This window comes from Neorhizobium sp. IRS_2294, assembly GCF_050500145.1.
Lineage (GTDB): Bacteria > Pseudomonadota > Alphaproteobacteria > Rhizobiales > Rhizobiaceae > Neorhizobium > Neorhizobium soli.
Genome location: NZ_CP191439.1, coordinates 1,686,434 through 1,699,229 on the forward strand (window position 1 = coordinate 1,686,434; position 12,796 = coordinate 1,699,229).

The 12,796-nt window shown below is 59.1% G+C and carries 11 protein-coding genes and 1 pseudogene; 10 read left to right on the plus strand and 2 right to left on the minus strand.

Annotated features, from left to right (window positions below):
- Positions 1-62: 62 nt before the first annotated feature.
- The 3 genes from ACQY1K_RS08205 (at position 63) to ACQY1K_RS08215 (ending at position 2,918) form a co-directional block, all read left to right on the plus strand.
- Positions 63-1,091, plus strand: a complete 1,029-nt coding sequence (locus ACQY1K_RS08205) for a zinc-binding dehydrogenase (protein ID WP_062457160.1) — start codon at positions 63-65, stop codon at positions 1,089-1,091.
- 6 nt (positions 1,092-1,097) lie between these two features.
- Complete coding sequence (locus tag ACQY1K_RS08210) at positions 1,098-2,033, plus strand: lipid A biosynthesis lauroyl acyltransferase (RefSeq protein WP_430251830.1); 936 nt, start codon at positions 1,098-1,100, stop codon at positions 2,031-2,033.
- Between the two features lie 171 nt (positions 2,034-2,204).
- On the plus strand, positions 2,205-2,918 hold the full coding sequence (locus ACQY1K_RS08215) for a PAS domain-containing protein (RefSeq protein WP_430258737.1): 714 nt from the start codon (positions 2,205-2,207) through the stop codon (positions 2,916-2,918).
- 6 nt (positions 2,919-2,924) lie between these two features.
- On the opposite strand, the pseudogene ACQY1K_RS08220 reads toward ACQY1K_RS08215, so the two are convergent.
- A pseudogene (locus ACQY1K_RS08220) lies at positions 2,925-3,323 on the minus strand (SRPBCC family protein); the annotation flags it as partial.
- A 163-nt stretch (positions 3,324-3,486) separates the two neighbouring features.
- Here ACQY1K_RS08220 and gndA point away from each other — a divergent pair.
- Complete coding sequence (gene gndA, locus ACQY1K_RS08225; protein ID WP_062457148.1) at positions 3,487-4,920, plus strand: NADP-dependent phosphogluconate dehydrogenase; 1,434 nt, start codon at positions 3,487-3,489, stop codon at positions 4,918-4,920.
- A 54-nt stretch (positions 4,921-4,974) separates the two neighbouring features.
- Here the strand turns inward: gndA and ACQY1K_RS08230 are convergent, their stop codons facing one another.
- On the minus strand, positions 4,975-6,018 hold the full coding sequence (locus ACQY1K_RS08230; protein WP_062457145.1) for a LacI family transcriptional regulator: 1,044 nt from the start codon (positions 6,016-6,018) through the stop codon (positions 4,975-4,977).
- 353 nt (positions 6,019-6,371) lie between these two features.
- Between ACQY1K_RS08230 and ACQY1K_RS08235 the strand changes: the two genes are divergently transcribed.
- The 6 genes from ACQY1K_RS08235 (at position 6,372) to ACQY1K_RS08260 (ending at position 12,761) form a co-directional block, all read left to right on the plus strand.
- A complete protein-coding gene (locus ACQY1K_RS08235; RefSeq protein ID WP_092662250.1) occupies positions 6,372-7,601 on the plus strand; it encodes an ABC transporter substrate-binding protein in 1,230 nt (409 codons plus the stop codon).
- A gap of 97 nt (positions 7,602-7,698) precedes the next feature.
- Positions 7,699-8,601, plus strand: coding sequence for a carbohydrate ABC transporter permease (locus ACQY1K_RS08240; RefSeq protein ID WP_430258740.1), 903 nt, complete (start codon positions 7,699-7,701; stop codon positions 8,599-8,601).
- Complete coding sequence (locus ACQY1K_RS08245) at positions 8,594-9,556, plus strand: carbohydrate ABC transporter permease (RefSeq protein WP_430258742.1); 963 nt, start codon at positions 8,594-8,596, stop codon at positions 9,554-9,556. The genes ACQY1K_RS08240 and ACQY1K_RS08245 overlap by 8 nt, the downstream gene beginning before the upstream one ends.
- Positions 9,557-9,560: 4 nt before the next feature.
- Positions 9,561-10,733, plus strand: a complete 1,173-nt coding sequence (locus ACQY1K_RS08250; protein WP_082471919.1) for an ABC transporter ATP-binding protein — start codon at positions 9,561-9,563, stop codon at positions 10,731-10,733.
- 103 nt (positions 10,734-10,836) lie between these two features.
- On the plus strand, positions 10,837-11,598 hold the full coding sequence (locus ACQY1K_RS08255; RefSeq protein ID WP_430258744.1) for a sugar phosphate isomerase/epimerase family protein: 762 nt from the start codon (positions 10,837-10,839) through the stop codon (positions 11,596-11,598).
- A gap of 26 nt (positions 11,599-11,624) precedes the next feature.
- Positions 11,625-12,761: a Gfo/Idh/MocA family protein gene (locus ACQY1K_RS08260; RefSeq protein ID WP_430258746.1), complete on the plus strand. Its 1,137-nt coding sequence runs from the start codon at positions 11,625-11,627 to the stop codon at positions 12,759-12,761.
- Positions 12,762-12,796: the final 35 nt, after the last annotated feature.

The window sequence follows — 12,796 nt, forward strand, 5'->3', positions numbered from 1 at the left end:
GGCGAGCCCCCAAGAGATTTGATAGACTTTTGAACGCCCAAACGGGCGGAGGATGACCTGTTATGCGCGCGCTGCAACTGATTGATGACCGCAAGCTCGAAGCCGTCGACATTCCCGAGCCGGAGGCGCCGGGTCCTGGCGAAGTCACGTTGCGTGTCAAGGCCGTAGCACTCAATCACATCGACGTCTGGGGCTGGCGCGGTATGGCATTCGCCAAGCGCAAGATGCCGCTGACGATCGGCGCCGAGGCCTCCGGCGTCGTGGAAGCCATCGGTCCCGGTGTTTCGAATGTTCTGCCCGGCCAGCTTGTGTCGATTTACGGCGCCCGTACCTGTGGTCTCTGCAAGGCGTGCCGCGAAAAGCGCGACAACCTTTGCGAAAATGTCTCGGGTGTTCATGGCTTCCATCTCGATGGCTTCGCGCAGGAAAAGGCCAATCTTCCGGCCCGTCTTCTCGTTCCGGCACCTCCGGGCGTCGATGCCGTTGCAGCAGCACTCGCGCCTGTCACATTCGGCACGGTCGAGCATATGCTGTTCGACAACGCCAAGCTCCAGCCCGGCGAGACGATCCTCATTCACGCCGGCGGCTCGGGCATCGGATCTGCCGCCATCCAGCTGGCAAAGAAAATGGGCTGCACGGTCATCACCACGGTCGGCTCGGACGACAAGATCGAAAAGGCGAAGGCACTCGGTGCCGATCATGTCATCAACTACCGTGTGGATCGCTTCGAAGGCGTCGTGCGCAAGCTGACCAAGAAGAAGGGCGTCGATGTCGTCTTCGAACATGTCGGCAAGGATACCTGGGCGGGTTCCATGCTGTGCATGAAGCGCGGCGGACGCCTCGTCACTTGCGGCTCCACCTCGGGTGTTTCCACCGACCTCAATCTGATGATGCTGTTCCAGCAGCAGTTGAAGCTCATCGGCTCGTTTGGCTGCCGCATGGAGAACATGGCCGATGCCATGCAGAAGATGGCCCAGGGCATCGTTCATCCGGTGATCGACACAGAAGTCACGTTCGATGAAATCCACAAGGCACTTGCCCGCATGGAGAGCCGCCAGATCTTCGGCAAGATCGTCCTGAGGATGGACTGACCACGGATGAAGATGGTCATTACCCGGATTGTTCTGAAGCTTATCCACTTCCGCCAGTGGCTGGTGGCGCAGCTCACGTTCGGGCTGCTGAATTTCCTGAAGATCTTTCCGGCGGATCCGGCGATCCGGTTTGCCGATCGCTTCGCGCGTTATATCGGGCCTAAATTCTGGCGTCACAAGCTGATGATGACCAATCTGCGCAACGCCTTTCCTGAAAAGGAAGAGGCGGAGCTGCAGGAGATCGCGGTCGCCAGCTGGGGACATATGGGCAGGCTTGCCGCCGAATATGTCTTTCTCGACAGGCTGTTCGACTTTGACCCGGAACAGAAAGAGCCGGGCAGGGTGGAAGTTTCGGGCACCCCGATCTTCCTCGATCTGGTCGAAAACCCGCGGCCGTTTATCGTCTTTACCGCCCATACCGGCAATTTCGAGCTCCTGCCTGTCGCCGGCAAGGCCTTTGGTCTCGAGGTCATGGTGTTGTTCCGTCCGCCGAACAACCCTTACATCGCGGATAAGGTCTTCTCGTTCCGCAGTGCCCGCATGGGGCAGCTCGTGCCGTCGCATGCGGGGTCATCGTTCTCGCTGGCGAGGCGCCTGGACGCGGGCGGGGGGGTCGGTGTCCTCGTCGACCAGAAGTTCAGAAAAGGGTTGTCGACCAATTTCTTCGGACGCCCTGTTAAAACGAACCCGCTTCTTGCCAAGCTCGTGCGTCAGTTTGATGCGGATGTCTATCCGGCCCGCTGCATCCGTCTCCCGAACAATCGTTTTCGCCTTGAGATAGAGCCTCGCATCGAACTTCCGCGCGACGAACGCGGCAATCTCGACATCCAGGGCACGTCTCAGGTCCTGAACGACAAGGTCGAATCCTGGGTGCGGGAATACCCTGAACAGTGGCTGTGGTATCACGACCGCTGGCACATCAAGAAAACGGTCACAGATTGATTTCCTGAGGCCACAATTCTCGTGGGTTGCAAGCGTCTACGGGTATTTACCGGCCATTTTTAGGGGCCGTTTTTGAGAGTACATTTAACGTGTGATGTATTATACGAGATTGGACGCAGTCGTCTCAGAGGGCCACGGCTGACGTGAGGCTCGTGTGGAGAGGGCATTGTCTTGCAAGCATTGATCGATCTTTTCTGGTCGAAATATGGAGAGCTACAGCAGGCGATCGACCGCGAAGACGAGGCTTTGACAGCCAGTCTCGACCGCGAACTTGATCCTTTGCTCCTGGCGATCTTTGGCAGCGCCGAATCCGATGCCGGCAGCATTCAGGCCCAGTTCCGTTTTGCGCTCGACCTCCTGAACGAGGAAGCGGACGATCGCAGCTGCGTTCGGCGCAACGCTCACCTCCTGCAGACCCTGGTCGAGCGTTATCTTGCACCGCAGACGACCTGTGCGGAAGCGCCGGGAGCTCCCGGTGATGGGCAGGACCAATCTTCGCCGATCGACCAAGCCGTCTCCACCGGCATTCTCGACGATTCCCTCCTGAACCAGCTTTCGGACCGCATTCTTGTCGTCGCTCCCGGTTACCGCATTCTCTATTCCAACGAGACGAACGCGCAGCGGCTGAACATTCCGCGTGAGGAACTCGTCGGCCGGCATATCGGGGAATTTGTCGGTCTCCATCGATTTCGAAACGAGTTCAAGCCGAACCTGGACCGCTGCTTCGAAGGCGAAAGCACGTCGGTCACCTATGCAGATCAAGTCGGAGGCGAGACGCTTGTGCTTCGCTGCCGCATGTCGCCGTTCCAGCGGTCTTCAACGATGATCGGTGTTCTCCTGGTCATTCAAGAGACCGCCGATCGGCGGAAGAGGCCTGCGGCCTGACACTGAGCGTTCCATGATTGCCTTCAGCGACTGCAGATCCTTGAGGACATGCGCGGCATCCGCTTCGTGCGCCGCATCGTCGGTACCGGGTTGGCGCAAAAGAGTGAACAGAACTTCAGCTCCATCACCGTTCGGTATGATACGCAGCGCGTTGTCCATCGCCATCCCGTTTTCCAACGTGACCCTGTGATCGATCACGCCGAAGTCGTTGTCGGGAGCGAAGCGAACATGGATTGTTCCAACTGGACCGCCATCGCCGATCCAGTCTTCACCTTCGGCGCGCAGGTCTGCGGCAAGGCCGGAAGCCCAGCTTGCCATGTTTTCCGGACGCCTTGCAAATGCGTAGACATCCCCCCAGTTCCGCTCGATCGAGAGGTGGATTACGCGTGCGGGCATGACCGTCATGAAGGCCTCCTTGGTTTCTACGCCGAGTGGCATGCCACTCGGAAATGCTCTTGATCGCACAAGCCGGCGCATCCGCGAATAAACGGGCTCGCTTTCGTCTTAGCCTTGCCGTTTGGAAACGAGGATGCCAAAACAGCGTCAAATTAAAACTGGAGGCATATCCGTGGAACAGGCAGAAATCGGTCTTATCGGTCTTGGCGTTATGGGTGCAAACCTCGCGCTCAACATCGCGGAAAAAGGCAACAAGATCGCCGTCTTCAACCGGACAGCGGAAGTTACCAAGAAATTCTACGCCGAGGCGGGCGCGTTGCAAGGCCAGATCGTTCCTTGCGAGACCTTGGAAGAATTCATCGCTGCAATCCGGCCCCCACGCCCGATCATCATCATGATCAAGGCCGGCGATCCGGTCGATCAGCAGATGGAGCTCCTGAAGCCCTATCTTTCGCAGGGCGACATCATGATCGATGCCGGCAACGCCAACTTCCGCGATACGATGCGCCGTTTCGAAAACCTCGAAGGTTCCGGCCTGACCTTTATCGGCATGGGCGTATCCGGTGGGGAAGAAGGCGCACGCCATGGACCGTCGATCATGGTCGGCGGTGCTGAGGAAAGCTGGAAGCGCGTCGAGAAGGTGCTGACCTCGATCTCCGCGAAATTCCACGATGAACCCTGCGTCGCCTGGCTCGGTGAAAACGGCGCCGGCCATTTCGTGAAAACGATCCATAACGGCATCGAATACGCTGACATGCAGATGATTGCCGAAATCTACGGCATCCTGCGCGATGGTCTCGGCATGGGCGCCACCGAAATTGGCGACGTCTTCGGCAAGTGGAATACCGGCCGCCTGAATTCGTACCTGATCGAGATTTCGGAGAAGGTTCTGAAGGCAAAGGACCCGATTTCCGGCAAGCCGATGGTCGACGTGATCGTTGATTCCGCCGGCCAGAAGGGCACCGGCAAGTGGTCGGTCATCGAAGCCCAGAACATGGGTGTCGCGGCAACCGCGATCGAGGCCGCCGTCGCCGGGCGTGTTCTGTCGTCTCAGCGCACCGAGCGCCTCGCCGCAGAAAAGCAGTTTGGCCTGCCGAAAGCGATCGATGCGCCGGCAGACAGCGCGGCGTTCCTCGCCGATCTCGAAAACGCGCTGCTTGCGGCCAAGATCGGCGCCTATGCGCAGGGCTTTGCCGTCATGGCTGCCGCCTCCAAGGAGTATGGCTGGAACCTGCCGATGCCGACGATCGCCAAGATCTGGCGCGATGGCTGCATCATCCGTTCGGCCTTCCTCGATGAGATCACCTCGGCCTTCTCGAAGGACCCGGATGTTGCAAACCTGATCGTGACACCGGCGTTTGCCCAGATGGTCGCAGACACCGATGGCGCACTGCGCCGCGTGGTCTCCTATGCCGTCATGTCCGGCCTGCCGGTTCCGGCGCTCTCGTCCGCGCTGTCTTATTTCGATGCCTACCGTCGTGGACGCGGCACTGCGAACCTCATCCAGGCGCAGCGCGACTTCTTTGGTGCCCACGGTTTCGATCGCCTCGACGGCGTCGACAAGCACCATGGCCCGTGGGGCAGCGGACTCGCCGACTTCGCCTAAGACTATTTTGCAAACACCGAAAGCCCGGCCAAGCGCCGGGCTTTTTGCATTCGATCAGTCCTGTGGTGACTTGATCGACCATTCCGGTTGGCTGACGCTTTGCAAAAGCTCTGGGGCCGCCCCATCAATTCGGGCCAGCAAGGCCTTTGCAAGTTCCCGTCCCGCCCAACGGATATCCTCGTTTACGGCAAGGATTTCCGGCCTGATCCAGTTGAGAAATTCGGCCGACTGCTTTGACACGATATCGACATTGCGGCCGAGTTTTCGACCGGAAGCTTCAAGGCCTGAGGCGATCGCGATCGTTGCAGAGCCGCTCATCGAAATGATTCCATCAGGCGGTTGCGGAAGCCGCGACAGCTTCTCCGAATAGGCTCTGATATCCTCCAGCGACGTCTCCGTCGTGATCCGTCCCATCGGCACCTCGCTCACGCCGAAATCGGCAAGCGCCCGTTCAAAGCCGATGCGGCTATGGGTATAGTAGGCAAACCTGCTCTGTGGGGCGAGCAGACAGATATGCCGCCTGCCTCGCTTGGCGAGCCGCTCGACCGCCTGATAGGCAAACGCCGTGTTGTCGAAGTCGTGGTAGGGGTGCTCGATCCCCATACTGGTTCGGCCGTGGGTGACGAAAGGCAGGTTGCGCTCCGTCATCAACCGCACACGCGGATCGTCCGGCTCGATCCTCGAGATGATCACGCCATCTGCCGATCCCGTATCAAGGATATAGCGCACCGGCACCATGGGGTCTTTCTCGAAAGAGTGGGGCGTCAACACGAGGTGGTATTGCGTGCCCCCGAGAACCTCGGAAATGCCCTGAACCATCTGGCTGGAAAAGCCCATCAGTTCCTGTTCGATACTGAGCACGAGCGCGATCACATTGGTCTTGCCTGTGCGCAACCGGACGCCCGCCCGGTTCGGGTGATAGCCGAGCTGGCCGGCCACAAGTCGAACGCGTTCCTTCGTGTCGGCCCCGATGTCGGGTGCATCCTTGAGGGCCCGCGACACCGTCGTGATACCCAGCCCCGTCATGTAGGCAATTGTCTTAAGGGTCGGGCGTTGATTGCCGATCGTCCCGAAGGATCTACGTTTGTCTTCATCCATGGCTGCAGCTTTCTCGGAGATTACCGGCGACTGCGACCTTCTCCACAAGCACCGTTCATACGATAAAAATCTGCAACGATACAGTCCTATTTTCGCTGAAAACCAACGACTTGCCGTCGATATACCCGTTACAACGCAGACGCACAATTCTTTTGCGTCTGCGAAGAAGGATCAATATGATAATTCTATAAAGCATTGTTATGTAACGAGATAAGTGCATCAACACGAAGCACGCGGGCTGCTGTCGGACATTGCTTCGAACCTGCTCCAAATCTTTCACGCGATTTTCGGTTGCCCTCCATCGATGTTTGTCCTAGCCTTTTACTGCAACGTTTCAGTGAGGGAGGAGACTCATGCGCATCCGTGCTTTAGCAGCCGTTATGGCTGCCACCGTGGCATTGCCGTGCTTTGTTCAGGCAGCCGATCTTGAGGTCACCCATTGGTGGACGTCGGGGGGAGAGGCTGCAGCTGTCAAGGAACTGGCAGGCGCTTTCAATGCTACCGGCAACAAATGGGTTGATGGAGCCATCGCAGGTTCGGGAGGAACCGCGCGGCCGATCATGATCAGCCGGATCACCGGTGGTGACCCGATGGGCGCCACGCAGTTCAACCACGGCCGGCAGGCCGAAGAACTGGTCCAGTCGGGTCTCATGCGAGACCTGAGCGATGTGGCTGAGAAGGGCAAGTGGAAAGAGGTTATCAAGCCTGCCAACCTGCTCGACAGCTGCACGTTCGAGGGCAAGATCTATTGTGCCCCGATCAACATCCACTCGTGGCAATGGCTGTGGCTCTCGAACGCAGCCTTCAAGACGGCAGGCGTTGCCGTTCCGAAGGACTGGAACGAGTTCGTCGCAGCAGCGCCCGCGCTCAAGAAGGCCGGTATCCAGCCTTTGGCACTGGGTGGTCAGCCGTGGCAGGCCAATGGCCTGTTCGATACCTTGCTGATCTCGCTGGGCGGCAAAGACCTCTACGAGAAGGTCTACAAGGACAAGGACGCGAAGGTTGCTGCAGGGCCTGAAATGGCCAAGATCTTTGCAGCAGCCGACAAGGCACGCGAACTCGCCAAGGGTTCGAACGTACAGGACTGGAACCAGGCCACCAACATGGTGCTGACCGGCAAGGCCGGTGGCCAGGTCATGGGTGACTGGGCACAGGGTGAGTTCTCGCTGGCAGGAAAGACTGCCGGCACCGACTACACCTGCCTGCCAGGGCTCGGCATCAACGACGTGCTGACAACCAACGGCGATGCCATCTATTTCCCATTGCTGAAGGATGAAGCCAAGTCGGAGGCGCAGAACGTTCTCGCCGAAACGATCGTCGATCCCAAGCTACAGGTCGCATTCAACCTGAAAAAGGGATCGGTTCCGATCCGTGGCGATATCGACATGGCAGCCGCCAACGACTGCATGAAGAAGGGTATCGCGATCATCGCCAAGGGTAACACCGCCACCAGCACCGACCAGCTTGTCTCTGCCGATACGCAGAAACAGAAGGAAGATCTGATGTCGGAGTTCTTCAGCAGCTCCATCTCCGTGAAGGATGCTCAGGCGCGCTTCGTCGATATCATCAGCTCTGCGGACTGACACCGCTTCAAATCGCTGACCTTGACCGGCCCCGCATCAGCGCGGGGCCGGCCCGGAAACCTGCGGCCTTCACGCTGCAGCCGATCGAGGACAACACATGGCGAAAACCCATCAATCTGCCAGACCAAACCAGCTGTTTCGCAACCTGAATTCGAAAGTTGCCTCCATCCCGATGATCTTCGTCGCGCTGGTAATTTTCCTCGGCGGTTCCGTCTGGACCGTCATCTACTCCTTCACCAATTCGAGACTGCTGCCGCGCGCAACATTCGTCGGGCTTGATCAGTACGAGCGCCTTTGGGGCTCGGCACGCTGGCTGATCTCGATCCAGAATCTGGCGATCTACGGCATCCTCTCGCTGATCTTCAGCTTGGTTGTCGGCTTTGTGCTGGCAGCCCTGATGGACCAGAAGATCCGCTTCGAAAACATGTTCCGGACGATCTTTCTCTATCCGTTCGCGCTGTCCTTCATCGTCACCGGCCTCGTCTGGCAATGGATCTTGAACCCCGAATTCGGCATCCAGCACATCGTCCGGTCGCTCGGTTGGGAGACCTTCGAATTCAATCCGGTCTATGACCCCGACATCGTCATCTACGGCATCCTGATTGCCGGGCTGTGGCAGGGCACGGGGCTCGTCATGTGCCTCATGCTCGCAGGTCTTCGCGGCATCGACGAGGATATCTGGAAAGCGTCGCGCGTCGACGGCATTCCGATGTGGCGGACCTACCTCTTCATCGTCATCCCTATGATGCGTCCGGTCTTCATCACCACGCTGGTCATCATCGCGAGCGGCATCGTCAAGCTCTACGATCTCGTCGTGGCGCAGACCTCAGGCGGACCCGGCAACGCGTCCGAAGTGCCCGCGAAATACGTCTACGACTACATGTTTCAGGCGCAGAACCTTGGCCAGGGCTTTGCCGCATCGACCATGATGCTGCTGACCGTCGCCATCATCATTGTCCCATGGGCTTATCTCGAATTCGGAGGGCGCAAGCGTGGCTAACGTTTCCACTTTCGACACCACATCGACCGTCGTCACAGATGCCGCAGTGCTGGCGACAACACCGTCACGCGCATTGGAGGGCCCGAGCGGTCGCAAACCAAAGCGCCGGCTTTCACGCCGCAATATCATGCTCTACGGCACGCTCGGCCTTGCGGCGCTTTACTACCTTCTGCCGCTTTACGTGATGGTCGTGACATCGCTAAAGGGCATGCCCGAGATACGCATGGGCAACGTCTTCTCGCCGCCCATGGAGATCACGTTCGAGCCCTGGGTAAAGGCATGGGCAGAAGCCTGCACCGGCCTCAATTGCGACGGCTTGTCACGCGGCTTCTGGAACTCCGTCCGCATCCTTTTGCCATCTGTGGTGGTCTCGATCTTCATCGCCTCGGTCAGCGGCTACTCGCTCGCCAACTGGCGCTTCAAAGGGTCGGAGCTGTTCTTCTCCATCCTGATCATCGGAGCCTTCATCCCCTACCAGGTCATGATCTATCCGATCGTCATCATCCTGCGTGAGATCGGGATCTACGGAACCCTGACCGGGCTCATCATCGTCCATACCATCTTCGGCATGCCGATCCTGACGCTTCTGTTCCGCAACTATTTCACCTCGCTGCCGGAAGAACTTTTTAAGGCGGCGCGCATCGATGGGGCCGGTTTCTGGCAAATCTACGGGCGCATCATGTTGCCCATGGCACTCCCGATCTTCGTGGTGGCGATGATCCTGCAGGTCACCGGCATCTGGAACGACTTCCTGTTCGGCGTCGTCTTTACGCGGCCCGACAGCTACCCGATGACGGTTCAGCTCAACAACATCGTCAACTCCGTGCAGGGGGTGAAGGAATACAACGTCAATATGGCGGCAACGCTCCTGACCGGTGCCGTTCCTCTCATCGTCTATTTCGTATCCGGCCGCCTTTTCGTCCGCGGCATCGCCGCTGGCGCAGTGAAGGGATGACCCCATGACCGATCTTTCCGTCCAGACACCACACACCAACGCATTTCCCCCAGGTGCAACCTCGTTGCCCGAACCCTCCACCGTATCCGGCGAGCACAGCGTCTCGATCCGCGACCTGTCGCTGTCCTTCGGGGCGGTCACGGTTCTCGAAGACCTGAACCTCGACATTCACGATGGTGAATTCCTTGTTCTGCTCGGTTCCTCCGGCTGCGGGAAATCGACGCTCCTCAACTGCATCGCCGGCTTGCTGGAGCCGACCGATGGCCAGATCTTCATCAAGGGCCGCAACGTCACCTGGGAGGAACCCAAGGATCGCGGCATCGGCATGGTGTTCCAGTCCTATGCGCTTTACCCGCAGATGACGGTGGAAAAGAACCTGTCCTTCGGCCTGCGGGTTGCCGGACTGCCGAAGGAAGACATCGCCAAACGCGTCGCGCGCGCTTCGGCGATCCTGCAGATCGAACCGCTTCTGCAGCGAAAGCCGGCAGCTCTTTCCGGCGGACAGCGGCAGCGTGTCGCAATCGGCCGTGCCCTGGTGCGCGATGTCGACGTGTTCCTGTTCGACGAGCCGCTTTCCAACCTTGACGCCAAGCTCAGATCCGAGCTGCGCGTCGAGATCAAGCGGCTGCATCAGCAGCTCAAGAACACGATGATCTACGTGACCCACGACCAGATCGAGGCGCTGACGCTGGCCGACCGCATCGCCATCATGAAGAGCGGTGTCATCCAGCAGCTTGCCGACCCGGTCACAATCTACAACCGACCGAAGAACAAGTTCGTCGCGGGCTTCATCGGTTCACCCTCGATGAATTTCCTGGATGGCGAGCTGGCGGAAGAGGGCGGCCGTCCCGTGTTCAAGACGAACGGCGTCAGCTTCCTGCTCGACGGTTACAGCGCATCTGAACCGTTAACGCCCGGGCGCAAGGTCGTCCTCGGCGTCCGTCCAGAACATATCAAGGTCGATGCCGATATCGCCGGAGAGGAAATCCATGAGGCGATCGTCGACATCGAGGAGCCGATGGGTGCAGACAATCTCATCTGGCTGAAACTCGCCGCTCACACTCTGTCCGTTCGCGTCGGCGGGGCCCGTCGTTACGCTGTCGGATCGAAGGTCCGGCTGGGCTTCGACATGACCATGGCGTCGCTGTTCGATGCGGCGACCGAGGAGCGGATCTGATCCGCAGCTTTTCAATAGTTCACCTCTCCCCAGGAGGGTGACCAGCCGTGGGAGCGGTATTCTCGCTTTCCGCGGACCAAAGTTTCATTTCAAGGAGAATGACATGACGACGCTCGGTTTCCAGCTTTACAGCGCCCGCAATTTCCCGCCGCTATCCGATGTTCTGAAACTCGTGGCCAGTCACGGCTACCGTGAGGTCGAGGGCTATGGCGGTCTCTACGGAACGCTCGACGAGGCCGGTCTTCAGAAGTTTCGTGCAGAGCTCGATGCCAACGAACTCACGATGCCCACAGGCCATTTCGGTCTCGATCTCCTCGAACAGGAGCCCGACCAGGCACTGCTGATCGCAAAGACGCTCGGCATCAGTGCCATCTATTGCCCGCACCTCGCAGCCGATCAGAGACCCACGGATGCGGAAGGGTGGTTTGCCTTCGGTCAGCGCCTGCAGGAAGCCGGAAAACGCTATCAGGACGCCGGATATACATTCGGCTGGCACAACCACGATTTCGAGTTCAAGCAACTGCCTGATGGCTCCACGCCACAGGAACAGATCTTTGCCGGCGGCCCTGACCTGAGCTGGGAAGCGGATATCGCCTGGGTCGTCCGTGGCGGTGCCGATCCGTTCACCTGGATCGAAAGCTACGGCAAGAAGATTTCGGCGGTTCACGTCAAGGACATCGCGCCAGTGGGCGAGAACACGGATGAAGACGGATGGGCCGATGTCGGCCATGGCACCGTGCCGTGGAAAGATCTGATGGCGGCACTGAAGAAGACACCCGCCAAGCACTTCGTGCTGGAGCACGACAACCCGAAGGATATCGAGCGGCTCGCATCCCGTTCGATGGCCGCCTTCAAGACCTACTGAATTCAGATATTGGATCGGAGTTTCCCATGACCAAGGAACTTGGCGTCGGCATCATCGGATGCGGCAACATTTCCATGACCTATTTCGCGCTGTCTCCGCTGTTTAAGGGGATCAAGGTTCTGGCCTGCGCCGACCTCAATCCGGAGGCGGCCCGGCAGCGGGCAGCAGAATACGGGGTGAAGGCGCAGACCATTCCGGAGCTGCTCGCCAATGACGAGCTGGACGTGATCGTCAACCTGACGATACCGGCCGCGCATTTCGAGGTCTCGAAAGCCATTCTCGATGCCGGCAAGCACGTCTATTCCGAAAAGCCGCTGACCATAACGCTGGAAGAGGGAAAGCAGCTGCAGGCGCTTGGACGGGAAAAGGGGCTGGCGATCGGTTGTGCGCCGGACACTTTTTTGGGCGGCGCGCACCAGCTGGCCCGAAAATTCATCGATGACGGCGGCGTTGGACGCATCACGTCGGGTACATGCCATGTGATGAGTCCAGGCATGGAAATGTGGCACCCGAACCCCGGCTTCTTCTTCCTCAACGGCGGAGGTCCGATCCTCGACCTCGGGCCGTACTATATCGCCAACCTCGTCAACTTCCTCGGCCCCGTCAGACGGGTCGCGGCATTGACGTCGATGGCCAATCCGACGCGCACGATCACCAGCGAACCGCTGAAGGGCCAGAGCATCCCGGTCGAGACCCCGACCAACATCCACGCGCTGCTCGAGTTCGCGGCAGGCGCAACGATCACCCTGTCGGCCAGCTGGGATGTCTGGTCGCATCGCCATGCCAATATGGAACTCTACGGCACGGAAGGCTCGATCTACGTCCCCGACCCGAACTTCTTCGGTGGCGTGGTGGAAGCAAGCGGCCGTGACAAGGATATCCAGCCGCTCAAGGACTGGGATCATCCTTTCAGCAAAAACAACCAGGAGCATCCGACGAACGGTCCGCGTGCAAACTATCGCACCGCAGGTCTGGCCGACATGGCAATGGCACTGATCGAAGGGCGCGACATTCGCTGCTCGATCGACCGGGCGCTGCATGGCGTCGACGTCATGACCTCGATCCTGAAATCCGGAAAAGAGGGCAATTTCGTTGCGACCACAACGACCTGCACTCAACCGGCCGCGCTCGGCATCGATGAAGCGCTGGCGCTTCTTGTCTGATACTCTATGACGTGCACGGCGCCGAAGAAGAGGTC

What these genes read in the sequence shown, in the direction of transcription:
- ACQY1K_RS08205 (WP_062457160.1), top strand. Translation starts at nt 63, where the DNA reads ATGCGCGCGCTGCAACTGATTGATGACCGCAAGCTCGAAGCCGTCGAC.
- ACQY1K_RS08255 (WP_430258744.1), top strand. Translation starts at nt 10,837, where the DNA reads ATGACGACGCTCGGTTTCCAGCTTTACAGCGCCCGCAATTTCCCGCCG.
- ACQY1K_RS08230 (WP_062457145.1), bottom strand. Translation starts at nt 6,018, where the DNA reads ATGGATGAAGACAAACGTAGATCCTTCGGGACGATCGGCAATCAACGC.
- ACQY1K_RS08210 (WP_430251830.1), top strand. Translation starts at nt 1,098, where the DNA reads ATGAAGATGGTCATTACCCGGATTGTTCTGAAGCTTATCCACTTCCGC.
- ACQY1K_RS08240 (WP_430258740.1), top strand. Translation starts at nt 7,699, where the DNA reads ATGGCGAAAACCCATCAATCTGCCAGACCAAACCAGCTGTTTCGCAAC.
- ACQY1K_RS08235 (WP_092662250.1), top strand. Translation starts at nt 6,372, where the DNA reads ATGCGCATCCGTGCTTTAGCAGCCGTTATGGCTGCCACCGTGGCATTG.
- ACQY1K_RS08260 (WP_430258746.1), top strand. Translation starts at nt 11,625, where the DNA reads ATGACCAAGGAACTTGGCGTCGGCATCATCGGATGCGGCAACATTTCC.
- ACQY1K_RS08250 (WP_082471919.1), top strand. Translation starts at nt 9,561, where the DNA reads ATGACCGATCTTTCCGTCCAGACACCACACACCAACGCATTTCCCCCA.